Source organism: Streptomyces sp. NPDC051740 (assembly GCF_044453165.1).
Classification (GTDB): domain Bacteria; phylum Actinomycetota; class Actinomycetes; order Streptomycetales; family Streptomycetaceae; genus Streptomyces; species Streptomyces atrovirens.
Window position 1 is genome coordinate 68153 of the sequence record NZ_JBITCL010000020.1, and the last position, 24837, is coordinate 92989.

At 72.9% G+C, this 24837-nt stretch carries 18 protein-coding genes; 12 read left to right on the plus strand and 6 right to left on the minus strand.

Features of this window, described 5'->3' with window-relative positions; all coding sequences use genetic code 11:
* Positions 1 to 24: 24 nt before the first annotated feature.
* Both ACIA6T_RS27890 and ACIA6T_RS27895 read right to left on the minus strand, forming a co-directional pair.
* Complete coding sequence (locus ACIA6T_RS27890; protein ID WP_399449231.1) at positions 25 to 519, minus strand: SUKH-3 domain-containing protein; 495 nt, start codon at positions 517 to 519, stop codon at positions 25 to 27.
* A 42-nt stretch (positions 520 to 561) separates the two neighbouring features.
* Entirely contained in the window at positions 562 to 1074 is a 513-nt protein-coding gene (locus ACIA6T_RS27895; RefSeq protein ID WP_399449232.1) for a YwqJ-related putative deaminase, read from the minus strand.
* Between the two features lie 352 nt (positions 1075 to 1426).
* Here ACIA6T_RS27895 and ACIA6T_RS27900 point away from each other — a divergent pair, with 352 nt between their 5' ends.
* The 3 genes from ACIA6T_RS27900 (at position 1427) to ACIA6T_RS27910 (ending at position 6351) form a co-directional block, all read left to right on the plus strand.
* A complete protein-coding gene (locus ACIA6T_RS27900; RefSeq protein ID WP_399449233.1) occupies positions 1427 to 2446 on the plus strand; it encodes an SMI1/KNR4 family protein in 1020 nt (339 codons plus the stop codon).
* Positions 2447 to 2455: 9 nt separating this feature from the next.
* On the plus strand, positions 2456 to 5263 hold the full coding sequence (locus ACIA6T_RS27905; RefSeq protein ID WP_399449234.1) for an SUKH-4 family immunity protein: 2808 nt from the start codon (positions 2456 to 2458) through the stop codon (positions 5261 to 5263).
* Positions 5264 to 5466: 203 nt separating this feature from the next.
* Positions 5467 to 6351: a cellulose-binding protein gene (locus tag ACIA6T_RS27910; protein ID WP_399449235.1), complete on the plus strand. Its 885-nt coding sequence runs from the start codon at positions 5467 to 5469 to the stop codon at positions 6349 to 6351.
* A gap of 46 nt (positions 6352 to 6397) precedes the next feature.
* On the opposite strand, the gene ACIA6T_RS27915 is transcribed toward ACIA6T_RS27910, so the two are convergent.
* Positions 6398 to 7891, minus strand: a complete 1494-nt coding sequence (locus tag ACIA6T_RS27915; protein ID WP_399449278.1) for an MFS transporter — start codon at positions 7889 to 7891, stop codon at positions 6398 to 6400.
* Between the two features lie 440 nt (positions 7892 to 8331).
* Between ACIA6T_RS27915 and ACIA6T_RS27920 the strand changes: the two genes are divergently transcribed.
* The 3 genes from ACIA6T_RS27920 (at position 8332) to mfd (ending at position 15666) form a co-directional block, all read left to right on the plus strand.
* On the plus strand, positions 8332 to 9171 hold the full coding sequence (locus tag ACIA6T_RS27920; RefSeq protein WP_399449236.1) for an ABC transporter ATP-binding protein: 840 nt from the start codon (positions 8332 to 8334) through the stop codon (positions 9169 to 9171).
* On the plus strand, positions 9168 to 11747 hold the full coding sequence (locus ACIA6T_RS27925) for an ABC transporter permease (RefSeq protein WP_399449237.1): 2580 nt from the start codon (positions 9168 to 9170) through the stop codon (positions 11745 to 11747). Before ACIA6T_RS27920 ends, ACIA6T_RS27925 begins: the two co-directional genes overlap by 4 nt.
* Positions 11748 to 12057: 310 nt before the next feature.
* Positions 12058 to 15666 carry a transcription-repair coupling factor gene (gene mfd / locus ACIA6T_RS27930; RefSeq protein WP_399449238.1) on the plus strand — a complete coding sequence of 1203 codons (3609 nt, stop codon included), beginning with the start codon at positions 12058 to 12060 and terminating at the stop codon, positions 15664 to 15666.
* Positions 15667 to 15730: 64 nt separating this feature from the next.
* Here the strand turns inward: mfd and ACIA6T_RS27935 are convergent, their stop codons facing one another.
* On the minus strand, positions 15731 to 15916 hold the full coding sequence (locus ACIA6T_RS27935; protein WP_399449239.1) for an antitoxin: 186 nt from the start codon (positions 15914 to 15916) through the stop codon (positions 15731 to 15733).
* 163 nt (positions 15917 to 16079) lie between these two features.
* Here ACIA6T_RS27935 and ACIA6T_RS27940 point away from each other — a divergent pair, with 163 nt between their 5' ends.
* The gene (locus ACIA6T_RS27940; RefSeq protein ID WP_399449240.1) at positions 16080 to 16859 is read left to right on the plus strand and encodes an HNH endonuclease family protein; all 780 of its coding nucleotides are present in this window, start codon (positions 16080 to 16082) and stop codon (positions 16857 to 16859) included.
* A gap of 13 nt (positions 16860 to 16872) precedes the next feature.
* Here the strand turns inward: ACIA6T_RS27940 and ACIA6T_RS27945 are convergent, their stop codons facing one another.
* Positions 16873 to 17673 carry a hypothetical protein gene (locus ACIA6T_RS27945; RefSeq protein WP_399449241.1) on the minus strand — a complete coding sequence of 267 codons (801 nt, stop codon included), beginning with the start codon at positions 17671 to 17673 and terminating at the stop codon, positions 16873 to 16875.
* A gap of 20 nt (positions 17674 to 17693) precedes the next feature.
* On the minus strand, positions 17694 to 18173 hold the full coding sequence (locus tag ACIA6T_RS27950) for a hypothetical protein (protein WP_399449242.1): 480 nt from the start codon (positions 18171 to 18173) through the stop codon (positions 17694 to 17696).
* Between the two features lie 200 nt (positions 18174 to 18373).
* Here ACIA6T_RS27950 and ACIA6T_RS27955 point away from each other — a divergent pair, with 200 nt between their 5' ends.
* The 5 genes from ACIA6T_RS27955 to ACIA6T_RS27975 all read left to right on the plus strand — a co-directional run bounded on the left by ACIA6T_RS27955 (position 18374) and on the right by ACIA6T_RS27975 (position 24716).
* A complete protein-coding gene (locus tag ACIA6T_RS27955; protein ID WP_399449243.1) occupies positions 18374 to 20482 on the plus strand; it encodes an N-6 DNA methylase in 2109 nt (702 codons plus the stop codon).
* Positions 20483 to 20667: 185 nt separating this feature from the next.
* A complete protein-coding gene (locus ACIA6T_RS27960) occupies positions 20668 to 21312 on the plus strand; it encodes a hypothetical protein (protein ID WP_399449244.1) in 645 nt (214 codons plus the stop codon).
* Positions 21313 to 21350: 38 nt separating this feature from the next.
* Positions 21351 to 22847 carry a protein kinase gene (locus ACIA6T_RS27965; RefSeq protein ID WP_385050311.1) on the plus strand — a complete coding sequence of 499 codons (1497 nt, stop codon included), beginning with the start codon at positions 21351 to 21353 and terminating at the stop codon, positions 22845 to 22847.
* A 158-nt stretch (positions 22848 to 23005) separates the two neighbouring features.
* The gene (locus ACIA6T_RS27970; protein WP_399449245.1) at positions 23006 to 23653 is read left to right on the plus strand and encodes a SurA N-terminal domain-containing protein; all 648 of its coding nucleotides are present in this window, start codon (positions 23006 to 23008) and stop codon (positions 23651 to 23653) included.
* A gap of 70 nt (positions 23654 to 23723) precedes the next feature.
* Positions 23724 to 24716: a nucleoside triphosphate pyrophosphohydrolase gene (locus ACIA6T_RS27975; protein WP_399449246.1), complete on the plus strand. Its 993-nt coding sequence runs from the start codon at positions 23724 to 23726 to the stop codon at positions 24714 to 24716.
* Positions 24717 to 24837 lie beyond the last annotated feature (121 nt).

Here is a 24837-nt window from a genome sequence, read left to right on the forward strand (position 1 = left end):
TCCTCGTCCGGTCGTCTTCCGGGTTCAGCCGGCGGTGAGGCGTGTGGGCTGGATGCCGGAGACGAGGGTGGCGAGGGCGTGGTCGATGTCGGGGCCGAGGTACCAGTCGCCGGTGTGGTCGAGGGCGTAGGCGCGGCCTTGGGTGTCGATGGCGAGGAGTGCCCGGGTGTCGGTTTCGGTGCCGAGGGGGCAGACCTCGGTGTCGAGGGCGCGGCCGAGGTCGCCGAGGGTGCGGGCGAGGTGGAGGCCGTGGAGGGGGTCGAGGTGGAGGGTCGCGGGGGCGACTTGGCGGCCGGGTCCTGTGGGGTTGATGTGGAGTCCGCCGAATTCGGCCCAGGCTTCGACGGCGGCGGGGAAGACGGTGTGGCGGTGCCCGGCGGGTGAGGTGTGGTCGCGGAGGGTGTCGGCCCAGATCTCCGCTTGTTTGATGTTCCAGCGTCCGGGTTGCCAGCCGGCGGTGCGCAGTGCGGCGTCGACGGGTACGGCGAAGCGGGTGGTGGAGGTGCGGTCGGTGTGCATCTGCCTTTTGTCCGTCGGGGTCGTGGGGGGCGGGGGCTGGGGTCAGCCGTTGGTGGCGGGGTCGACCAGGCGGACGCCGAAGTGGGCGGTGAGGGCGGTGCAGGCGCGGCAGGGGGTGGCGTAGGCGCCGTGCAGGGGGTCGCCGTCCTCGCGGATGCGGCGGGTGGTGAGTTTGGCGTGTTTGAGGGATCTGCGGGCTTCGCCGTTGGTCATGGGTTTGCGTGCGGCGCGTTTGCTGCGGGCGGCGTCGGCGGTGGTGAGGTGCCGGGAGATGAGGATGGTCTCGGCGCAGCGGCCGGTGAAGCGGTCGCGTTGGTCGCTGGTGAGGGTGTCGAGGAAGTCCTGGACGAGGGGGTGCAGGGCGGGGGGTGTGTCGCCGCGTGCGGCGGTGCAGGTGAGGGTGGCGCCGCGGACGGAGAGGGCGGCGGCGATGGTGGGGAGGATGCCGTCGCGGCGGTGGTGGAGGGTGGGGGTGTGGGGGGTGTCGGTGGCGCTCCAGCCGATGCGGGGGTCGCCGGATGGGCCGTTGTGCGGCCCCGTCTGCGTCACGTTCATGATCATCATCCCCTCCCGAGCATCCCCCCGGAGGTCACAGGGTGCCAAATGGCGTGGCTGATGTGGAAGCTGGGTCGGGGTGACACGCCCGGGTTTGGGCGGGCTGTCACGGGAGGGTGACGGCTGGTCACGGAAGCGGAAGGGCGGAGGGCCGGTGCCGGTGACCGGTGGAGTCGTACCGCATAGGCTGTCGGCACCGCGATCCATGCGGTGATCCGCGCGGTGGTGTGTGCGGGCGCCGTGGGGGTCGTGGCGGTAAGCAGTCGAGACAGACGTGAGAGTCGAATACGTTCCGTAGTGGTCCGAAGGTGGGCGGTGCGGGACGTACAGAGTGCCGCAGGGGGCAACCGCCATGACGACAGGTCGGCTCGGGCTGGGGGCACCTCCCGGCCGCCAGGCCGGGGGCGAAGCCGCGCCGCCGAACGCGGCCTATGCGGGGCAGGTCGTGCACTTCCCGGATCCGGTGCGGGCGGCCCGTCACCCGAGAGGGGTGCGGGTGGACGAGCGGGGGTATCCCGACTTCTCGCCCTACGCGCGTGCGGCCGCGGAGGTGGCCGAGCCGCCGGAGGGTTTCGGCGTGGACGAGTTGCGGCTGACGGATTACGTGTCGGCGAACGCGGCGCTGGCGGCGAGCGGTCATGAGTTGTGGGACACGGTGCCGGCGGTGGCGACGCCGCACGGCTGGACGTGGCATCACGTGGTGGGGTCGCGTCGGCTGGAGTTGGTGCCGGTCGAGGTGAAGGCGTTGCTGCGGCATCACGGTGGTGTGGTGACGTCGGCGGTGGACCACGGCAAGCGGGGTACGCGGCCGTTGCAGGAGACGCGTCCGGCGCATTTCGGGCTGCCGAAGTCGGGTGTGGCGGTGACGGAGTCGCAGGTGCTGGGGGTCGAGGAGGAGCTCGGGTACCGGCTGCCGGGTGCGTACCGGTCGTTCCTGAAGGCGGCGGGTGGTTGTGCGCCGGTGGGTACGGCGCTGGACGCGGGGCTGGGGCTGCTGGTGGACCAGCCGTTCTTCACGGTGCGGGACGAGGCGGCGGTCAATGACCTCGTGTACGTCAACAAGTGTCTGCGGGACCATCTGACCAAGGACTATCTGTGCGTCGGTTTCGTGCAGGGTGGTCTGCTGGCCGTGAAGGTGCGGGGCGAGCGGCAGGGTTCGGTGTGGTTCTGCGCGTACGACGACGCGCGGGACGTGGATCCGTCGTGGTCGCCGGCCGAGCGGGTGGAGCGGCTGCTGTTGTCGTGCGGGGACGACTTCGATGTGTTCCTGTCCCGGCTGGCGGGGTCTCCGCCGGAGCTGGACACGGTGGCGAATCTGATGGTGGACGGTGGGTTCGCGCGTGCCGTCCCGGTTTCTTCCGCGGGGGAGTGAGCTTCGGCGATGGTGACGTTCGCGCAGGCGCAGGAGCGTGCGGAGGAGTGGGTCAACGGGGATGTGCCGTCGTACCAGCATCGTGAGGTGCGGGTGCGGGAGTTCGACCTCGGGTTCGTGGTGTGGGCGGAGGACCGTGCGGACGGGCCCCGCTCGGACGGGGGTGCGCAGCGGCTGGTGATCGCCCGTGACAGTGGTGAGGCGACGCTGTGGCCGGCGCTGCCGGTGGGTGAGGTGATCCGCCGGTACGAGGAGGAGTACGGCCGTGACGACTCGGTGCCCGAGCCGGTGCCGGCGCCTGCGGCGCGGGTGGATCTGAATCAGACGTCGTTCTTGCTGAGTCCGCCGGAGTGGTTGCAGGAGGCGGCGGACCGGCTGGGGATTCCGGATCGGCGGGGGGAGGGGGCGGGGTCGTCCGCGGGGCCGGCTTCGGACTCGTACGCGGCTTCGGACTCGTCCGCGGGTCCGGCATCGGGCTCGGTTCCGGCATCGGGTTCGACCGCGGGTTCCGGTTCGTCCGCTGTTTCGGATGCGGGTCCCACTTCTGATGCGGTTCCTGCTTCGGATGCGGGTCCCACTTCTGATGCGGTTCCTGCTTCGGATGCGGTTTCCGCTTCGGGGCCGTCCGCGGCTCCGGATGCGAGTTGGGCTTCGGGTGCCGGTGGTGCGGCTCCGGCCTCGTCCGCGGGTCCCGCTCCGGGGCCGGCGGGCGCGGCTGCCGGTCCTTCGGGGGCGGGTTCCGGCGCGGGGGCTTCCGCGCCGGGTGCGGCTGCCGGCGCGGGGAGCGGTGCCGCGTGGCCCGCCGCCGGGGGGAGCGCGGGGGCCGGTGCGCCGGTCGGGGCGACTCCGTGGGCCGGTACGGACACCAACGCCGACGCCGGTGAGGACCGTTCCGTTCCGCTGCCGGAGACCGTGTTCGCGCCGCAGCTGGGCGAGTCCGGTGACGGCGCTCCGCCGCCCGCGACTCCGCCGGAGGCGATGACGGCGCTGATGTCGGGCGGCAGCGGGCTTCCGCCGACGGCCGTCGCGCCGGCGCTCCGGGATCCCGCTGTGCCGCAGGGGGCGCCGGGTACGCCGCCGCCCGCGCAGGGCGGTGCGCCGTACGGTCGTCCGCAGGGGCCCGGCGGTGCGCCCACGCCTCCGCCGGCCGGTGCGCCCACGCCTCCGCCGGCCGGTGCGGGTGCGCCGGAGCGTCCGCTCGCGCCGAACGCCGGGGACATCGCGGACGCCGCGACCAGCAAGGCGGCTCCGCCTCCGCGGCGCGGCCCGGGTGCGACGACCCCGCCTCCGCCGGGTGCTCCGGGGACTCCGGGTGCGCGTCCGGGCGGTACGCCCGCGCCGCCGTCCGCTCCGGCGGGCGGGTACGTGCCGACGCAGATGGTGTCGTCGCTCGGCCCCGACGGGCCGGAGGCGCCGGGTGGTCCGACCCCGCCGCCGGGGACGCCGGCCCCGCCTCCGCCGCCCGGTGGCGCCCACCACGCGGCGACGATGCTCGCCGGTCCGGGTGTGCCCCGGCCTCCGGGCCCGCCCGGTGTCCCCGGTACCCCTGGTGCGCCCCAGCCTCCCGGTCCTCCCGCCGCCCCTGGTGCTCCCGGCGCTCCGCAGCCTCCGGGGCCGCCCGGTGCCCCCGGTGCTGCCGGGCGCGGGCCCGTGCATCACGCGGAGACCGTGCTGGCCGCGCCGCCGGTGGCGGGGCCCGGTGTGCCGCCGCCCCCGGCGCCCCCGGGGATGCCCGGCGGTGCTCCGCCGATGCCGCCCGGCGGGATGCCCCCCGGTACGCCGCCCGGTGTTCCCGTGCCGGGGCAGCCGCCGGCGTACGGCTATCCGCAGCCGCCCGCCGGCCTGCCGACCGTGGGCCCCGGCTACCAGGCCGTGCTGCGCTACCGCGCGCAGGACGGCAGCGAGCAGCAGCTGATCCGGCGTTCGGCGCCGGGTACGCCGCACCCGGAGTGGCAGATCTTCCACGAGCTGCGTGCGATGAACGTGCCGCCGGGCCAGGTGCTGGAGCTGCACACCGAGCTGGAGTCGTGCGAGCTGCCGGGTGCGTACTGCGCGCGGATGATCCGGGAGCAGTGGCCGCAGGCGCGGATCACGTCCATCGCCCCGTACGGCACCGATCACGCGAGCCGGCAGCAGGGCATGGGGCAACTGCTGGCCCACCAGGGTGAGTTGCATCAGGTGGCGGACGGTCCGGCGCGTCCCGCGCCGGTGCGTGCGCCGATTCCGCCGGTGCAGCCCGTGCCGCCGGTTCCGCCGGAGGCGGTCGCGCAGGAGCTGGCGGGGGCGTTCGGGCCGGGGGTGTTCCGGTTCGAGCAGGCGGCGGTGTCCCGGCAGGGTGTGCCACCGGTCGTGGCGCACACCCTGGTGGTGGCGGGGCTGCCGCTGGACATGGGCCCGTTCTTCTGGGCGCAGGCGCAGCCGGGCCGTCCGGTGCCGACGCTGGCGGAGCTGGCGGCGGAGCGGGGTGTGCAGCCGGCTTCGGACGCGGGCTCGTACCTGGTGATGGGCAGCGACTTCGGCAAGGCGATCTGTGTGCAGTACGGCACGGCGAACATCGTCGCGGTGCCGGTGGAGTCCGGGCCGGGCGGTGCGCCGGTGCCGCCGCAGTTCGTGAACACCGGCCTGCCGGAGTTCGCGCGCTGTCTGGCGCTGCTGGGCCGGATGTGGCGGCTGCGGTTCGGGCTGAACCAGGAGCAGGCGGGCCGCTGGACGGTGGACTTCCAGGCGCAGTTGGCCGCGCTGGACCCGGCGGCGCTGGGTTCGCCGGAGAGCTGGTGGTCGGTGCTGCTGGAGCAGATGTGGGACGGGTTGTTGTGACCCGTCACGGGTGAACCCCGTGTGACGTGAGGAGCCGGGCCCGGTCGTCAGGACGACCGGGCCCGGCTTTTGCGTGCCCTCCTCGCGGAGTGTCGCGTTATGAACACTTCCGTGTCATCCACCAAGATGTGCGCGATTCATCCCATTTCGTGCTCGGTCTTTCGTGCTGGGCTTCGTGTCCGTCGGTGGAGAGGGGTTCCAGGGTGAGCAGCGCATCGGTGTCGTCGCAGGGCTTCGAGGTCGTACGGGGGCGTGGCTACCGTCCTTTGCAGGTGATCGCGTACGTCGAGGGCGTCTCGGCTCATCGTGACGCCGCCTGGGAGCGGGCCGCGCGGCTCACCGTCCTCGCCCGGGAGATGGAGGAGGAGCTGGAGCTGCTGCGGGTGCGGGTGGCGGGGCTGGCGCCGCAGACGTACGACTCGCTGGGGGAGAGCGCGCGGCGGCTGTTCGGGCTGGCCGGGGAGGAGGCGGCGGCCGTGCGGGAGTCGGCGCGGCAGTACGCGCGGGACGTGACGGACCTGGCGGGGGACGACGCGGCCGGCGTGCGGGAGGCCGCGCGGGCGTACGCCGGGACCGTACGCGCCGAGGCCGACGAGCATGCCGGGGAGGTGCTGCTGGCGGCCCGCGCGGAGGCCGACCGGATCCGGACCGAGGCCCGGCGGGAGGTGAAGGAGCGGCGCGCACAGACGCTGGCGGTGCTGCGGGAGATGCGGGAGCGCACCTCCGGGATGCTCGCCGAGGCGGCCGGGGAGCAGGCGGAACGGCTGGACGCGGTGGCGCGCGAGGAGGGGGCGCGGGTGGCCGCGCTGGAGGCCCGGCACGCCGAGGCGGAGGAGCGTGCCGAGCGTGCGCTGACCGAGGCGCGGCAGGTCTTCGCCGACGCGGAGGAGTCGGCGCGGCGCCGCGCGGAGGAGGCGCGGGAGCGGGCGGCGGAGCTGCTCGCCGGGGCACGCGTCCGCGCGGAGGGCGTCGTGCGGGAGACCGAGCGGGTGCTGCGCGAGCACGCCGGGACGCGGGAGGAGGTACAGGCGCAGCTGGACCAGGTGTGTGCCGGTCTCAGCGCGCTGACGGGCCGGGCCGTGGAGTGAGCCGGTCCCGGGGCCTTCCGCGCGGCGGGTGCGGAGGGGGGTATTCTCACTCCTTGAGCACCGGGAACGTGCGTGGGGCGAGGAGCAGCAGGACCAGGAACGCCAGCGCCGCCGCGCACGCCGCGCCGAGGTAGACCGCGTGCACGGCGTCCGCGACGGCCCGGCGGGTCGCCTCGGGGACGGTGCCCGCGTCCAGGGCGCGGGTGACGGAGTCCAGGTCGCTCGCGCCGCCCAGGCGTGCGGCCAGGACGCTGTTGGCGACCGCGCCGAAGAGGGCCGCGCCGACGGTCTGGCCGGTCTGCCGGCAGAAGAGGACCGACCCGGTCGCCGTGCCGCGTTCCTCCCACTCCACCGAGGACTGCACTCCGATGATCAGGGGCAGCTGGAACAGGCCGAGAGCCGCGCCCAGCAGCAGCATCAGCAGGGTCGGCTGCCACGCCCGGCCGGGGTAGGGCAGGAAGGGGAACGCGAGGAGGACGAGCGCGGCCGTGCCGATGCCGAGCATCGCGGTGCTGCGGAAGCCGATGCGGCGGTACACGTGCTGGCTGAGGGCTGCCGACACCGGCCAGGTCAGCGTCCATACGGAGAGGACGAATCCGGCGGCCACCGGGGTGAGACCGAGGACGGACTGGGCGTAGGTGGGCAGGAAGACCGTGGGGGCCACCATCAGCAGGCCCAGGGCGCCGAGGGCCAGGTTGACGGCGGCGATCGTACGGCGGCGCCACACCCAGCCGGGGATGATCGGCTCCGCCGCGCGGTGTTCCACCACGACCACGACCGCCAGGAGGGCGGCTCCCGCCGCGAACAGGGCGAGCGACGGGGCGGACAGCCACGGCCAGGCGACTCCGCCCTGCACGAGCGCGGTGAGGAGGACGCCCCCGCAGGCGAAGATCGCGACCGCGCCCGCCCGGTCCACGCGCGCGTGGCGGCCGTTCTCCCGCCGTGGTTCGTGGAGGTGACGGACGATCAGCCACAACGCCACCGCCCCGACGGGCAGGTTGACGAGGAAGATCCAGCGCCAGTCGGCGTAGGAGGCGAGCAGTCCGCCGAGGCCGGGGCCGGCCACCGCGGAGACCGCCCACACGGTGGAGAGGCGGGCCTGGATCCTCGGGCGTTCCCGAAGCGGGTACAGGTCGGCGGCGAGGGTCTGCACCGTGCCCTGGAGCGCGCCGCCGCCCAGGCCCTGCACGACGCGGAACGCGATGAGCGCGGCCATGTTCCAGGCCGCGGCGCACAGCAGCGAACCCAGCAGGAACAGCGCGGCGCCCGCGACGAGGACCGGTTTGCGGCCGAAGGTGTCGGAGAGCTTGCCGTAGACGGGGAGGGTGACCGTGACGGCCAGCAGGTAGCCGGAGAAGAGCCAGGAGAAGTAGGAGAAGCCGCCCAGGTCGCCGACGATCTGGGGGACGGCCGTGGCCACGATGGTGGAGTCGAGTGCCGCCAGGGCCATCGCGAGCATCAGCGCGGCGACGACGGCTCCGCGCCGCCCGGTCGCGGCGGGTCGCCCGCTGTCGCGTGTCACCGGTCTGGTGCCGTCCACCCGGAGTCCCTCCCGCACGGTTGATTGCCCCTTGCACCTGTCTGCCGCCGCACAGCTTCGCACTTGATCCTCACGCGGCGGGAGGGTGGAGCCTGTATGGGCCTGCGGGTGGAGCCGACCCTGAGACGGTGTCCACCCGCCGGAGGAGAGCCCTTAGGGGTACCTCCGTACTACGGGTCGGGGAGGGTTCGTACCGACGGAGGACGAGACGGGGCGGGGGGCGTCCTTAACCTGGCTTTACGCCGCTGGGGGGCGGCGCACCGCACCGGCGGGGGTGGGGTTTTCCTCAGTACAAGACTGCGCTGAACACCAGGGCGCGGGGCCCCTGCCGGCCGCCAGACTGAATCACGTCGCACGAACACGCACGAAGCGGCCGCCGGACACGACGGGCGGGCGCCGGAACACCGCTTTCATCTGCTGACCGACATAGGAGACTTACCGTGACATCGGCTGTGACCATTCCCGGGCACGGGGGCGATTCGGAAGGTGCGGCGCGAAGCGCCTCGATGAGGGGTGGCGGCCGGGCGGCGGGAGGGAGTACGGCCGTTGCCGCGCGGGCGCGGCAGGTCGTGAAGGCGTACGGGTCCGGGGAGACCCGTGTCGTCGCCCTCGACCACGTCGACGTGGACATCGCCCGCGGCCGGTTCACCGCGATCATGGGCCCCTCGGGGTCCGGCAAGTCCACGCTGATGCACTGCCTCGCCGGGCTCGACACGGTGACGTCCGGGCAGATCTACCTGGACGAGACCGAGATCACCGGCCTGAAGGACAAGAAGCTCACGCGGCTGCGCAGGGACCGGATCGGCTTCATCTTCCAGGCGTTCAACCTGCTGCCGACGCTGAACGCGATCGAGAACATCACGCTGCCCATGGACATCGCCGGCCGCAAGCCCGATCAGGGGTGGCTGGACCAGGTGGTGGAGACCGTCGGGCTCGCGGAGCGGCTCAAGCACCGGCCGACGCAGCTCTCCGGCGGCCAGCAGCAGCGGGTCGCGGTGGCGCGGGCGCTGGCGGCCCGGCCGGAGATCATCTTCGGTGACGAGCCGACCGGGAACCTCGACTCCCGGGCCGGCGCCGAGGTGCTCGGCTTCCTGCGCCGCTCGGTGGACGAGTTGGGCCAGACCATCGTGATGGTCACCCACGACCCCGTGGCCGCCTCCTACGCGGACCGGGTGCTGTACCTCGCCGACGGCCGCATCGTCGACGAGATGCACCAGCCGACGGCCGATCAGGTCCTGGACCGCATGAAGGACTTCGACGCCCGGGGGCGTACGTCATGACCGTCCTGAAGACCTCCCTGCGCAACTTCTTCGCGCACAAGGGGCGGATGGCGCTGTCCGCGGTGGCGGTGCTGCTGTCCGTGGCGTTCGTGTGCGGCACGCTGGTGTTCACGGACACCATGAACACGACGTTCGACAAGCTGTTCGCGGCCACCTCCTCGGACGTCACGGTGAGCGCCAAGGGCGCCTCCGACAGCGGTGAGACCACCTCCGACAACGGCAGGCCGCCGGTGATACCGGCCTCCGTGCTCGACGAGGTCAAGGGCGCGGACGGCGTGAAGTCGGCCGAGGGCACGGTGTTCTCCACCTCGGTGACCGTCGTCGACGGCGACAAGGACAGCCTCTCGCCGACCAGCGGCGGCCCGACCATCGTCGGCAGCTGGAACGGCAACGACGCCCGCACCATGGAGATCACCGAGGGTGCGGCGCCCAAGGGCGCGGACCAGATCATGGTCGACGCCGACACCGCCGACAAGCACGACCTGAAGCTCGGCGACGAGATCGGCGTGATCAGCGTGGTCGGCACGCTCACCGCGAAGGTCTCCGGCATCGCCGACTTCACGGTCACCAACCCCGGTGCGGCGATCTTCTACCTGGACACCAGGACCGCGCAGCAGGCCCTGGTCGGCGAGAGCGGCGTCTACACCAACGTCAACGTGACCGCCGCGTCCGGCGTCGGCGACGCGCAGCTGAAGAAGAACGTCGCGGCCGAACTCGGCGGCGCCTACAAGGTGCAGACCGCCGAGGAGACCGCGGAGGCCAACCAGGAGAGCGTCGGGGACTTCATGAACGTCATGAAGTACGCGATGCTCGGCTTCGCCGGGATCGCCTTCCTCGTCGGCATCTTCCTGATCATCAACACCTTCTCCATGCTGGTCGCCCAGCGCACCCGGGAGATCGGCCTGATGCGGGCGATCGGCTCGTCCCGCAAGCAGGTCAACCGTTCGGTGCTGGTCGAGGCGCTGCTGCTCGGCGCCTTCGGCTCGGTCCTCGGGGTCGGCGCGGGCGTCGGACTCGCGGTCGGGCTGATGAAGCTCATGGGCATGATGGGCATGGAACTGTCCACGGACGACCTCACGGTGGCCTGGACGACCCCCGCGATCGGACTGCTCCTCGGTGTGGTCGTCACGGTCCTCGCCGCCTACCTGCCCGCCCGGCGGGCCGGGAAGATCTCCCCGATGGCCGCGCTGCGCGACGCGGGCACCCCGGCGGACGCCAGGGCCGGCTGGATACGCGGCGGGATCGGCCTGGTCCTCACCGGCACCGGCGGCTTCGCCCTGTACCTGGCGGGCAGCGCGGACAAGGCGACGGACGGTTCGATGTGGCTGGGCCTGGGCGTGGTGCTGTCCCTGATCGGCTTCGTCGTCGTCGGTCCGGTGCTGGCGAGCGGTGTGGTGCGGGTCCTCGGCGCGATCCTGCTGCGGGCCTTCGGCCCGGTGGGGCGCATGGCCGAGCGCAACGCCCTGCGCAACCCGCGCCGTACCGGTGCGACGGGTGCCGCGCTGATGATCGGTCTGGCGCTGGTGGCGTGCCTGTCCGTGGTCGGCTCCTCCATGGTGGCCTCCGCCACCGACGAGCTCGACAAGGCCGTCGGCACGGACTTCATCATCCAGTCCGACAACGGCCAGTTGATCACCCCGCAGGCCGTCGAGGCCGTGAAGGCGTCACCCGAGGTGGACCGGGTCACCGAGTACAAGTGGACCGAGGCCGACTTCACCACGCCCGACGGCAAGACGCTGAAGGACACGGCGATCACGGCGGCCGACCCGACGTACGCGACCGACCTGCGGGTCGAGACGGTCGCCGGGAAGCTCGGCGACGCCTACCGGCCCGACTCGATGTCCGTCCACGAGGACTTCGCGAAGGACCACGGCATCAAGCTCGGCTCGGAGATCAGGATCGCGTTCAAGGACGGCGAGACGGGCACACTGACGGTCCGGGCGATCACCGGCAGTGAGGGCGTCGTCGACGCGGGCGCGATGTACACGTCCATCGACACCCTCGCCACGTACGTGCCGGCCGAGAAGATGCCGCTGGACACGCTGCTCTTCGCCTCGGCGAAGGACGGGCGGACCGATGCCGCGTACACGTCGCTGAAGGACGCGCTGCACGACTACCCGCAGTACACGGTGCGCGACCAGACCGACTACAAGGAGGCGCTGAAGGACCAGATCGGCCAGCTGCTGAACATGATCTACGGTCTGCTGGCCCTGGCGATCGTCGTCGCGGTCCTCGGTGTGGTGAACACCCTGGCCCTGTCGGTGGTGGAGCGCACCCGGGAGATCGGACTGATGCGGGCCATCGGCCTCTCGCGCCGGCAGCTGCGCCGCATGATCCGCATGGAGTCGGTCGTGATCGCCCTCTTCGGTGCCCTGCTGGGCCTGGGTCTGGGCATGGGCTGGGGCGCCACCGCGCAGCAGCTGCTCGCCCTGGAGGGCCTGAAGGTCCTCGACATCCCGTGGCCGACGATCATCGGCGTGTTCATCGGTTCGGCCTTCGTGGGCCTGTTCGCCGCCCTGGTCCCGGCCTTCCGCGCCGGCCGCATGAACGTCCTGAACGCCATCGCCACCGACTAGCCACCGCATACGGGGGTTGCGGGGGAAACACCCGGCGCCGGAAAGTCCTGGGGGACTTTCCGGCGCCGGGTGTGCGCATGCAGGCACCTCGGCTCTTCAGCCGACCGAGTCGGGTGGTGGGTGGGCATAGGCCGGGGGTCCAGGGGCGGGAGCCCCCTGGGAGCCGAGCACCGGCACCGCCCCACCGGTCGACGGACGTTGTCCACAGCCCCGGCACCGGGGGTCTCCAGCGACGTACGCTGGAGACCCCCGGCCCGCGACGCGCGTCGGGCCCGACGTGTTGCACACCCCCGGACGGAAAGCGCCCCGAATGAGCCTGCACGGTCTGCTCGACGCCGTAGTCAAGGACACCGCTCTCGCGGAAGCGATCGCGGCCGCCGCGGACGGCAACCGCATGCACGTCGACCTGGTCGGCCCGCCCGCGGCCCGCCCCTTCACCGTCGCCGCCCTGGCCCGCGACACCGGCCGCCCCGTACTGGCGGTGACGGCCACGGGACGCGAGGCGGAGGACCTGGCCGCGGCCCTGCGCTCCCTGCTTCCGCCCGAGGGCGTCGTGGAGTACCCGTCCTGGGAGACGCTGCCGCACGAGCGGCTCAGCCCCCGCAGCGACACCGTCGGCCGCCGCCTCGCCGTGCTGCGCCGCCTGGCCCACCCCCGCTCCGACGACCCCGAGACCGGCCCGGTGTCCGTCGTCGTCGCGCCTGTACGCTCCGTGCTCCAGCCGCAGGTCAAGGGTCTGGGCGACCTGGAGCCGGTGTCCCTGCGGACCGGTCGGAGCGCCGACCTGAACGAGACCGTCGAAGCCCTCGCCGCCGCCGCGTACGCGCGCGTGGAACTGGTCGAGAAGCGCGGCGAGTTCGCCGTACGGGGCGGCATCCTCGACGTGTTCCCGCCCACCGAGGAACACCCCCTGCGGGTGGAGTTCTGGGGCGACGACGTCGAGGAGATCCGCTACTTCAAGGTCGCCGACCAGCGCTCCCTGGAGGTCGCCGAGCACGGCCTGTGGGCCCCGCCCTGCCGCGAGCTGCTGCTCACCGAGGACGTACGGGAGCGTGCGCGGGTCCTCGCCGAGCAGCATCCGGAGCTGGGGGAGCTGCTCGGGAAGATCGCCGAGGGGATCGCGGTGGAGGGCATGGAGTCCCTGGCGCCCGTCCTCGTCGACGACATGGAGCTGCTGCTGGACGTGCTGCCCAAGGGCGCCATGGCCGTCGTCTGCGACCCGGAGCGGGTGCGGACCCGGGCCGCCGACCTGGTCGCCACGAGCCAGGAGTTCCTGCAGGCGTCCTGGGCGGCCACCGCGATGTCCAGCGCGGACGAAGTCCGCTCCGGCAAGGGTGGTGGTGGGCGACGGGTGGGAGGCGAGGCCCCCATCGACGTCGGCGCCGCCTCCCTGTGGTCCCTCGCGGACGTCCGCGACCGGGCCCGCGAGCTGGACATGATGTGGTGGTCGGTGTCGCCGTTCGCCGCCGACGAGACGTTGACATCAGCCGCTGACGCGGCGGGGGACGCGGACACGCTCAAGCTCGGCATGCACGCCCCCGAGACCTACCGCGGCGACACCGCCAGAGCCCTCGCCGACACCAAGGGCTGGCTCGCCGACGGCTGGCGCACGGTGTTCGTCACCGAGGGCCACGGCCCGGCCGCCCGCACCGTCGAGGTGCTCGGCGGCGAGGGCATCGCCGCCCGTCTCGACACGGACCTCGGTGAGATCACCCCGTCCGTCGTGCACGTCGCCTGCGGCTGCATCGACCACGGCTTCGTCGACCCGGCGCTCGGGCTCGTCGTGCTCACCGAGACCGACCTGACCGGCCAGAAGGCATCCGGCCGCGAGGGCGCCCGGATGCCGGCCCGGCGCCGCAAGACCATCGACCCGCTCACCCTGGAGGCGGGCGACCACGTCGTCCACGAGCAGCACGGCGTGGGCCGCTACATCGAGATGGTGCAGCGCACCGTGCAGGGCGCCACCCGCGAGTACCTGGTCGTGGAGTACGCCCCCGCCAAGCGCGGCCAGCCCGGCGACCGGCTGTACATCCCCACCGACCAGCTGGAGCAGATCACCAAGTACGTCGGCGGCGAGGCCCCCACCCTGCACCGCCTGGGCGGCGCCGACTGGACCAAGACCAAGGCGCGCGCCAAGAAGGCGGTCAAGGAGATCGCCGCCGACCTGATCAAGCTCTACAGCGCCCGCATGGCCGCCCCCGGCCACGCCTTCGGCGCCGACTCGCCCTGGCAGCGCGAGCTGGAGGACGCCTTCCCCTACGCGGAGACCCCCGACCAGCTCACCACCATCGCCGAGGTCAAGGAGGACATGGAGAAGTCGGTCCCGATGGACCGCCTGATCTGCGGCGATGTCGGCTACGGCAAGACCGAGATCGCGGTCCGGGCCGCCTTCAAGGCCGTACAGGACGGCAAGCAGGTCGCCGTGCTCGTCCCCACCACGCTGCTGGTGCAGCAGCACTTCGGGACGTTCAGCGAGCGGTACGCGCAGTTCCCGGTGAACGTGCGGGCGCTGTCCCGCTTCCAGACCGACACCGAGTCGAAGGCGACCATGGAGGGCCTGCGGGAGGGCTCGGTGGACGTCGTCATCGGCACCCACCGGCTGTTCTCCTCCGAGACCAGGTTCAAGGACCTCGGCCTGGTCATCGTCGACGAGGAGCAGCGCTTCGGCGTCGAGCACAAGGAGCAGCTGAAGAAGCTGCGCGCCAACGTCGACGTGCTGACCATGTCCGCCACGCCGATCCCGCGCACCCTGGAGATGGCGGTCACCGGCATCCGCGAGATGTCGACGATCACCACCCCGCCGGAGGAACGGCACCCGGTGCTCACCTTCGTCGGGCCGTACGAGCAGAAGCAGATCGGTGCCGCGATCCGCCGCGAGCTGCTGCGCGAGGGCCAGGTCTTCTACATCCACAACCGGGTCGAGTCCATCGACCGCGCGGCGGCCCGGCTGCGCGAGATCGTGCCCGAGGCGCGCATCGCCACCGCCCACGGCCAGATGTCGGAGTCGGCGCTGGAGCAGGTCGTCGTCGACTTCTGGGAGAAGAAGTTCGACGTGCTGGTGTCGACGACGATCGTCGAGTCCGGCATCGACATCTCCAACGCCAACACCCTGATCGTCGAGCGCGGCGACAACTTCGGCCTCAGCCAGCTCCACCAGCTGCGCGGCCGGGTGGGACGAGGACGGGAGCGCGGTTACGCCTACTTCCTGTACCCGCCGGAGAAGCCGCTGACGGAGACCGCGCACGAGCGCCTCGCGACCATCGCCCAGCACACGGAGATGGGCGCGGGCATGTACGTGGCGATGAAGGACCTGGAGATCCGCGGCGCCGGCAACCTGCTCGGCGGCGAGCAGTCCGGGCACATCGCGGGCGTCGGCTTCGACCTGTACGTGCGGATGGTCGGCGAGGCGGTCGCGGACTACCGGCGCCAGCTGGAGACCGGCGGGATCGAGGAGGAGCCGCCGCTCGAGGTGAAGATCGAGCTGCCCGTCGACGCGCACGTCCCGCACGACTACGCGCCCGGCGAGCGGCTGCGCCTCCAGGCGTACCGGGCGATCGCCTCCGCGAACTCGGAGGACGACGTCAAGGCCGTGCGCGAGGAACTCGTCGACCGCTACGGCAAGCTGCCGGAACCGGTGGAGAACCTGCTGCTGGTGGCGGGCCTGCGGATGCTGGCCCGCGCGTGCGGCGTCGGCGAGATCGTGCTCCAGGGCAACAACATCCGCTTCGCGCCGGTGGAGTTGCGCGAGTCCCAGGAACTGCGCCTGAAGCGCCTGTACCCGGGCACGGTCATCAAGGCGGCCGCGCACCAGGTGCTGGTCCCGCGCCCGAAGACCGCGAAGGTGGGCGGCAAGCCGCTGGTCGGGCGGGACCTGCTGGGCTGGGTCGGGGAGTTCCTGACGTCGGTCCTGGGGTCCTGACCCGCACAGGAGAGGCCGTCCACGGCGTGAGGTCGCCGTGGACGGCCCTGACGGGTGCGCGGCCTTACGGCTGGTCGGGACGGTCGCGGTCCATGCCGAGCCGGCGTTCGGCCTGCTGCTGCCCGGTGTCGATGTGCTGCTCGTACTTGCCGCCGGTCCTCTCGTTCATCTTCCGTTCCGCGGCGTCCGAGGCGTGCTTGGCCTTGTCGCGTGCCGCCTTGTTGCTCTTGAACTTGTCGAGGATGCCCATGCGGGAGCTCCTTCCGGAGGTGACTCAGAACCGACGATACGCGCGCTTCGCGACGAATGCCCGTGTAGTGCCGTATTGGTCTGGACCTCTCACTCGTTACGGTGAGATCCGGCTCGACCCGCCCTCGCCAGGGCAGGAGACAGAAGAGCGAAGGAGGGGCGCGGTGACGCGGAACAGGGAATGGGGCATACGGGCCCGGAGCGCGGGCCCGGCGGTGATCGCCGCGGTGGTTCTCCTCACCGGCTGCGAGGGGATCCAGGACGCGGAGTCCCCGGCCGGCGACGGAAGCGGCAGCGCCGCCTCCGACGGACGCGCCGTCAGCCCGCTGGACAACCCCGAGGGCACCGGACCGGGCCTCGCGCCCGTGACCGGCGAGTCGGACCGGGCCGAGGCCGTCGACCTCATCACCAAGGTGACGACCAAGGGCCGCGGACCGAAGACGGGCTACGACCGGGACGAGTTCGGCTACGCCTGGATGGACACGGCGGACGGAGTGCCGCTCGCGAGGAACGGCTGCGACACCCGCAACGACCTGCTGCAACGCGACGGCCAGGACCTGCGGTTCCGCTCCGGGTCCGACTGTGTGGTGGTCGCCATGACCCTGGCCGACCCGTACACCGGTACGACCATCGAGTGGCGCAAGCAGGAGGCCGCCGAGGTCCAGATAGACCACGTGGTGCCGCTGTCCTACAGCTGGCAGATGGGTTCGTCGCGCTGGTCGGAGAGCAAGCGCGAGCGGCTCGCCAACGACCCGCTCAACCTGGTCCCGGTCGAGGGCGGCGCCAACTCGGCCAAGAGCGATTCCGGGCCGGCGGCCTGGCTGCCGCCCGACAAGCGGGTCCGGTGCGCGTACGCGGTCCGCTTCGCCCAGGTCGCCGTCGAGTACGAGATGCCGGTGACGCCGGCCGACAAGCGCATGCTGCTTCAGCAGTGCGGCGGCTGAGCCGCCGGGCGGGTCAGCTCAGGGAGCCGATGTCCAGGACCTCGCCGGCGGGCTTCTCCACCGGGACCGGCTCGTCGTAGTCGCCGAAGGAGAGGGAGCCCGGGTCGGTGGGGGACGTGCTGTCGAGCCGCAGCAGGTAGGGCTCGCCCTCGGTGGCGACGTACAGCGTGAAGCGGTCGTCGCCGTCCTGCGCCTCCAGCGTGATCGCGGGCGTGCCGTCGACCGTCGTCACCTTGCCGCGCGTCGCCTCCGCGTCACCGTCCTCCGCGCCGCCGAGGACCTCGTCGAGGTCGCAGAAGCCCGTGAGGTCCCCGGCGTCGGGGCCCTCGGCGGACATCTTCATCCACTTGCCGGCCAGCAGCGCCACGGCCGCGTCCACGTCCTCCTCGGGTTCGTCCTTGCTCTGGGCCCGCAGGAACTTCTCGTCGTACTTCATGTAGACGGTGTCGCCGGTCCTGATCAGTTCGGCCTCGCCCTGGCCGTCCAGCCCCATCGTGCCGGCGCACTCGCCCCGCTTGTTCAGGGCCAGGTCGACGTGGATGGTGCCGCCAGTGCCGTCGTCGGGGACGTCACCCGTCATCCGCAGGGACGACGCCCCGGTCGTGGTCTTGAAGGCCTTCTCGGCGATCTCGCCGCCGGTCAGTCCGGCGAAGGGCTCCTTCTTCGGTTCCTGGGAGCTCTTCCCCTTCTCCGCGGTCTTCTGTCCGGCCGGATCGTGTGATGTGCCGGTGTCCGCCCTGTCCTCGCCGCAGCCGGTGAGGCCGGCGGTGGCCACGGCGGCCAGGCAGAGGGCGGCGAGTGTGGTGCGACGCATGGTGGATTCCCCCGGAAGTCCTAGAAGCTGCCGTTGCCGATGATCTCGCCGTCGGCGTCGTAGACGGTGACGAGACCGTTGTCGCTCTGCTTCCAGTCGGCGAACGCGGAGGCGATGAGCTTGGCGGGGCCCGTGCCCTCGCCCATGATCCCGCCGGTGAAGTCGGTGTAGACGTCGGCGGCGTCGAGGATGTCGTTCTGCTCGTCCGCGCCCTGGACCTTGGTGATGTGCGAGGCGGCGTCCTTCTCCTGCGGCGTCCCGTTCTTCTGCACGAACGCCTTGAACTGCTCGGCCTGGGACGCCTTCTCGGTGCCCTTGTCCCCGGCGGGCTTCGCGTCCGGCGCGCCGTCCGACTCCGTGCCGCCGGACCGCTGCTCCGCGGACGCCGAGGTGCCCTTGTCGCCGGAACCGCCGTCCGAGTCGCCGGAGTTCGCCGAGGCGGCACCGATGACGACGATCCCCACGACGGCGCCCAGCGCGATCTTGCTCTTCATGCCCATGACTGTGTCCCTCCCGACGCGGCCACCGCCGCCTGCCGACGGTCGCTCGTTCGCGGGGTCAATGAGAACAGATGCTGTGAACGGAGTCAACAAGGTTCACAATGATGACTAGGTATACGCATGTGAATCGTAAATCTTGCGCACGTCGGTATGCTCGTCGCCACAGACGGAACAGAGGGGAACAGGGCGGGGTGCCGGGCATGCAGGACAACGCGACAGAAGTGACCGCCGCCGGGATCGCACGACTGGCCGGTGTCGGCCGCGCCGCCGTCAGCAACTGGCGCCGGCGGCACACCGACTTCCCCCGGCCCGTCGGCGGCACCGAGACCAGCCCCTCGTTCGCGCTGGCCGAGGTCGAGGGCTGGCTGCGCAGGCACAGCAAGCTCGCCGAGGTCCCGTTGCGGGAACGCGTCTGGCAGCGGCTCGTCGGCCACCCCGCCGGACCGGTCACCGCCCTCACCCACGCCGGCTGCGTCCTGCTGCTGATCCACGACCGCTCCCCGGTCTGGCTCGAGGTGAGCTCCGGCTCCGACGAGCGACTCGCCGCGCTGCTGCCCGGAGCGCTGGAGCAGGTGCTCACACCACGGTTCGGCGCCGCGAACGGCTCACGTGTGAACACCGCGGGCACTGTTCACAGCCCCGCCGTCCCCGCCGCCTCGGTCACCTCGGTCACCCGAAAAGCGCTCGAACCCCCCACCACCCCCCACCTGCTCCCCTCCGTTCCCCTCCTCCGGGCCGTCGCCGAACTCGCCGCCGGACTCGGCGCCCGGCACACCTTCGAGTTCCTGCTCGGCCGGCACCTCGACGCCAACCCGCGCCAGTACACGCCCACCCCCGCCGACCTCGCCGCTCTCATGGCCGGCCTGGCCGGCACCGCCCGCACCGTCCTCGACCCGGCCTGCGGCACCGGCGCCCTGCTGCGCTCCGCCGGCAACGGCCCCGGCCGGCGGCTGTACGGCCAGGACGGCGCCCCCGAACTCGCCGCCCTCACCGCGCTCCGCCTCGCCCTGCACACCCGCGCCCCCGTGCACGCCGCCACCGGCGACACCCTGCGCGCCGACGCCCACCCCGAACTGCGGGCCGACGCCGTCCTGTGCCACCCGCCGTTCAACGAGCGCAACTGGGGACACGACGAACTCGCCTACGACCCGCGCTGGGAGTACGGCTTCCCGGCCCGCACCGAGTCCGAGCTGGCCTGGGTGCAGCACGCGCTCGCCCGGCTGCGGGACGGCGGCATCGCGGTGCTGCTGATGCCGCCCGCCGCCGCGTCCCGCCGCTCCGGACGCCGGATCAGGGCCGACCTGCTGCGCCGGGGCGCGCTGCGCGCCGTCGTCGCACTGCCGGCCGGCGCCGCGCCCCCGTACGGCATCCCGCTGCACCTGTGGGTGCTGCGCCGGCCCGAACAGGCCCCGACGCGGCCGGAGGTGCTGCTCGCCGACGCCGGGCGGTTCGCCGGCGAGGGGCGCGGCGGGCCCGACTGGCCGGGGGTGCGGGAGACGGTCCTCGACGCCTGGCACGCCTTCGACCGGACCGGCCGGCTCGACGAACGGCCCGGACTGGCCCGTTCCGTGCCGGTCATCGAACTCCTCGACGACGACGTCGACCTCGCCCCGGCCCGCCACCTCCCGCCCCCGGCCGCCGCGGACGGCGCCGGCCGGCTCACCGACGTACGCGAACGGCTCGGCGAGACGCTGCGCCTGGCCGCCGGCCTCGCCCCGCCGCCCGTCGACCCCGCGCCGCCCGCCGCCGGACGCCTCCCGCTCACCACCGTCGGTGAACTCGCCCGCGCGGGCGCCCTGGTGATGCGTACCGGCGGAAACGGCGGCCACGCGCGCGTGCCCGTCCTCACCGACCACGACGTACTCTCCGGAACCGGCCCCTCCGGCACGCTTCCGGAGAGCGACGAGGAAGCGGTGCTCACCGAACCCGGCGACGTCGTCGTGCCCGTGCTCGGCGGGGGCGCCGTCGCGCGGGTGGTCGACGAGGCGACCGCCGGGGCCGCCCTGGGCCGCAACCTCGTGCTGCTGCGCCCCGATCCGGAGGTGCTCGACGCCTGGTTCCTCGCCGGGTTCCTGCGCGGCACCGCCAACCACCGCCGGGCCAGCAGCTACGCGTCCACCGCCACCCGGCTCGACGTGCGCCGGCTGCAACTGCCCCGGCTCGCACCGGCCGAGCAGCGGCGCTACGGCGCCCGCTTCCGGGCCCTGGACGAGTTCGAGCGGGCGCTCGGACAGGCGGGCCGGCTCGGCGAGCAGCTCGTCCGCGGGATGTACGACGGCCTGACCGACGGGACGATCGCCCCCGACTGAGCCCCCGACCGAACCCCCGACCGAACCCCCGACCGAACCCCCGACCGGGCCCGAACGAGCCCTCGGCGCGCTTCCGGAACGCCCCGGTACGACAACGGTTCGGTACATCCCGGGATCGGTTGTCGCTGTCGGCCTATACGCTCGGACTCCGAGTTCCCATCGGCTACACCTGTCCAGGAGCAGTCATGTACGGCCACGGCGCGGCGCCCCCTCCCAGCGCGGCAATGGTCATCACGCAGCGCGTGCTGTACGCCGCCGCCGGTGTCCTGTGCTGCGGACTGCTGGCCTGTGTGCCGCTGTTCCGGGTCGCGTTCCTGCGGGGACGGCCGTTCGACTGGGCGGCGGCCTGGGTGAGCATCCCGCTGTCGATAGCCTGCCTGGCGGTGGTCGGTTCGCTGCCGGAGTCGGACTACCGGACCGACGTGGCCCTGGCCGCCGTCCTGATCCTCGGCGCGAGCTCGGCCGCGTACTACCTGACCGTGGACATCCGCCTGCACCGGCGGCCGCACCCGTACGCGGGCCAGCTGCCGCCGCCCCACGCCACGACGACGCACGGCCCGGCAGGCGTCCACACCCCCTACGGCTACCCGCAGCAGGGCTCGCCGTACGCGCCCACGCCGATGCCGCAGCCCCAGGCCCCCCACACCCCGGTACCGCACACCCCGGCGCCCCCCACCCCCGTACCGCCGCAGTCGTCGCAGCCGCCGCGGCACCCCGCACCACCGGCCCGGATCGACCAGGTCCGCGCCGAACTGGACGAACTCAGCGACTACCTGCGCCGCCAGGACGGCAATCCCGGACAGCACGGCAACCACGGGGGCGGAAGGTGAGCGTGACGACGGGACGTGTCGTCGCCGGCCGCTACGAACTGTCCACGCTCATCGGACAGGGCGGCATGGGACAGGTCTGGACGGCCTACGACAAACGGCTGGACCGGCGCGTGGCGGTGAAGCTGCTGCGCCCGGACAAGGTGGCCGGCCAGGAGGCCGACGAACTGCGCCGCCGCTTCGTGCGCGAGTGCCGGGTGACCGCACAGGTCGACCACCCCGGCCTGGTCACCGTGCACGACGCGGGCAGCGAGGGCGAGGAGCTGTTCCTCGTCATGCAGTACGTCGACGGCGCCGACCTCGGCGACCACCTCGCCGAACACGACCCGTACCCGTGGCAGTGGACGGTCGCGGTGGCCGCGCAGCTGTGCGCCGTGCTGAGCGCCGTGCACGCCGTGCCGATCGTCCACCGCGACCTCAAGCCGCGCAACGTGATGGTGAAGCAGGACGGCACCGTCACCGTGCTCGACCTCGGTGTCGCCTCCGTCATGGACAGCGACACCACGCGCCTGACGCACACCGGTTCGCCCATCGGCTCGCCCGCCTACATGGCGCCCGAGCAGGCGATGGGCGGCGCGGTCGGCCCGTACACGGACCTGTACGCGCTCGGGGTGCTGATGCACGAGCTGCTCAGCGGCGACGTGCCGTTCGCGGGCTCCACGGCGCTCGGGGTGCTGCACCGGCACCTGTACGAGCCGCCGGTGCCCGTGCGCCGGATCCGCCCGGAGGTCCCCGAGGCCCTGGAGACCCTGGTGCTGCGGCTGCTGGCCAAGGACCCGCAGCACCGCCCGGACTCCGCGCAGGAGGTCTACGAACACCTGGCGCAGCTCCTCCCCGCGCGGGGAACGCCCACCGGCGCGCCCCTGGACCCCACCCGCCCCTTCCTGCGCCCGCACGCCCCCTGGCCGGACCGCGCCCGTACCCCCGCGCCCCAGCCGGCCCCCGCCGCGCCGCCCGCGCCCGCGGCGGAGAAGGCCGACGTCGCCGCCGCCGTGGACGAGGTGAAACGGCTGCTCGGCGAGGGCCGCATCACCCAGGCCGTCGACATCCTCGGCTCGATCCTGCCCATCGCCGCCGAGCAGCACGGCGAGCACTCGCCGGTCGTGCGCACCCTGCGCAAGCAGTACGCGGCCACGCTCCTGGACGACGGCCAGTACCGGCGCGCCCTGCCCGAACTGCGCCGCCTCGCCGACGAACGCGCCGCCGAGGCCGGCCAGGCCGACCCGCAGTCCCTGCGCTACCGCTACGAGGCCGCCCAGTGCCTGGAGCAGCTCGGCGAACCCGCGGCGGCCCTCGCCGAGTACCGGGCGCTGCTGGCGTACTACGAGAACCAGTACGTGGCCGCCGGCGACCCGCAGCTCGCCCACGACGTGCGCCGCCGCATCGGCCATCTGCTGCTCGCCCTGGGCGACCGGGCCGCCGCGCACGACACGCTGGTGCGGCTGCTGCACGACGTGGAACGCGTACAGGGACCGGGGCACCCGCTGGCCGCCGACATCCGGCGGACCCTGCAGTGGCTGGGACAGGTGCGCGGATAGCGGGACGGCGGGCCGCTGCGCCGTACGGGGCGGACGCCGGTGCCGGAAGTCCTTGTGAATCGTTGGTCGAATGGGTTGGCCAGAGCTTGGCCGATGCCTACCATCGATCACCGCAAGACTTTGTGCACCGCCGCACAAGCTCTCCTCAGGAGGTCTCCTTGCACCGCCGCCGTCGCACCGCGCTCCTCCTCACCGCCGCGATCGCCGCAGCGGCGCCCCTGCTCACCGCCTGCGGGAACGACGCGCACCCCGGTGCGGCAGCCGTCGTCGGCGGCGAGCGGATCACCGTGTCGCAGCTGGAGAACCGGGTCGACGAGGTCCGCGCGGCCCAGCGGGCGGCCGTACCGGACGACGCCCAGTACCAGCAGGCCATCGCCCGCACCGGCAGCCTCACCCGCGACACCCTGCACGGCATGGTCCTGGACCGGGTGCTGGAGCGCGCCGCACAGGACGCCGGCGTGACGGTCACGGACCGCGAGGTCCAGCGGATGCGGTCCGGTCTGGAGCAGCAGGCCGGCGGCGCCGAGGCGCTGGAGGCGGCCTGGCTGCAGCAGTACGGCATCCCGCCGCAGCGCCTCGACGCCAATTTCCGCCTCCAGATCCAGGCCCAGAAGCTCGCCCAGCAGCTCGGCACCGACACCAGCCGGCCCGAGTTCTGGCAGGCGCTGTCCGAGGCGGGCAAGAAGCTCGACATCGACCTCAACCCGCGCTACGGCGACTGGGACGTCGAGAAGAGCAGCCGGGTCGACGCCAGGGCGCCGTGGGTGCGGGACGTCACGGCGACCGGGATGCCGCAGACGCTCTGACCCGCCGCCTGTGGACAACCGGCCTGTGGACAACTCGGGGGCTGTCGGCGGGGTGGGCTAGTTTCGCAGTGTGAACGCAACCAGCCCCGCACCGGACTCCGGGACCGCCCCCGGCCGAGTCGTCCTGCTCACCACCAGCCACCGTGTCGCGCCCGGCCTGCTGTCCTGGCCGGCCTGGCAGGCCCTGCGCGCGGCCGACAGGGTGCTGTGCGCGGACGGCGCCCACCCGCAGCTGCCGTATCTGCGGGAGGCGGGGACACCGGTCGAGGAGGCGGCACCGACCGCCGAGGAGATCGTCGACGCCTGCGCCGGCGGGCGGACGGTGGTGGTCGTGGCGACGGGGGAGGGCGAGCCGGCGCTGACCGACGGGCTGGCGCGGCTGGCCGGGACCGGCAGGGTGCGGATGCCCGAGCTGGAGCTGCTGCCCGCCTCCTACGACCTGCCGGGCGCCCGGCTGCTCGACCTCGTGCAGGTCATGGACCGCATCCGCGCGGAGTGCCCGTGGTCGTCGCGGCAGACCCACAAGGGCCTGGCGAAGTACGGCATCGAGGAGGCGTACGAGCTCGTCGAGGCCATCGAGGAGGGCGACCGGGACGAGTTGCGCGAGGAGCTGGGGGACGTGCTGCTCCAGGTCGTCTTCCACGCGCGGATAGCGGAGGAGGACCCGGACGCCCCCTTCTCGGTCGACGACGTGGCCGGCGGGATCGTCGCCAAGCTCATCCACCGTCACCCGCACGTCTTCGGTGACGAGACGGCCGAGACCCCCGAGGACGTGAAGGAACACTGGCTGCGCACGAAGGCGATCGAGAAGCGGCGCGAGTCCGTGACCGACGGCATCCCCCTCGGCCAGCCCGCCCTCGCCCTCACCGCGAAGCTGGCGTCCCGCGTCCGCACCGCCGGCCTCTCCGTCCCCCTTCCCGCGGGCGAGGGCATCGGCTACGAACTGCTCGGCCTGGCGGTTCGGGCGGAGGCGGAGGGGGTGGATCCGGAGGCGGCGTTGCGGGCGGCCGCGCGGGTGTATCGCGACGCGATCCGCTTCGCGGAGGGGCAGGGGGAGGGCTGAGCCGGGGGCGAGTGCGGGGTGCAGGGTCCGGGGCAGGAGTTCTTCGCCCCCGCCGCCCCTTCCCTCCCCCACTCTCGGCTTCGCTCGAGCGGGGGACCCCCATCGTCCCTGGGGGCGCTGC

Coding starts and splice junctions, on each gene's coding strand:
- ACIA6T_RS27905 (WP_399449234.1), top strand. CDS start 2,456: ATGGTGACGTTCGCGCAGGCGCAGGAGCGTGCGGAGGAGTGGGTCAAC.
- ACIA6T_RS27955 (WP_399449243.1), top strand. CDS start 18,374: ATGCAGGACAACGCGACAGAAGTGACCGCCGCCGGGATCGCACGACTG.
- ACIA6T_RS27895 (WP_399449232.1), bottom strand. CDS start 1,074: ATGAACGTGACGCAGACGGGGCCGCACAACGGCCCATCCGGCGACCCC.
- ACIA6T_RS27935 (WP_399449239.1), bottom strand. CDS start 15,916: ATGGGCATCCTCGACAAGTTCAAGAGCAACAAGGCGGCACGCGACAAG.
- ACIA6T_RS27925 (WP_399449237.1), top strand. CDS start 9,168: ATGACCGTCCTGAAGACCTCCCTGCGCAACTTCTTCGCGCACAAGGGG.
- ACIA6T_RS27950 (WP_399449242.1), bottom strand. CDS start 18,173: ATGGGCATGAAGAGCAAGATCGCGCTGGGCGCCGTCGTGGGGATCGTC.
- ACIA6T_RS27890 (WP_399449231.1), bottom strand. CDS start 519: ATGCACACCGACCGCACCTCCACCACCCGCTTCGCCGTACCCGTCGAC.
- ACIA6T_RS27945 (WP_399449241.1), bottom strand. CDS start 17,673: ATGCGTCGCACCACACTCGCCGCCCTCTGCCTGGCCGCCGTGGCCACC.
- ACIA6T_RS27900 (WP_399449233.1), top strand. CDS start 1,427: ATGACGACAGGTCGGCTCGGGCTGGGGGCACCTCCCGGCCGCCAGGCC.
- mfd (WP_399449238.1), top strand. CDS start 12,058: ATGAGCCTGCACGGTCTGCTCGACGCCGTAGTCAAGGACACCGCTCTC.
- ACIA6T_RS27960 (WP_399449244.1), top strand. CDS start 20,668: ATGTACGGCCACGGCGCGGCGCCCCCTCCCAGCGCGGCAATGGTCATC.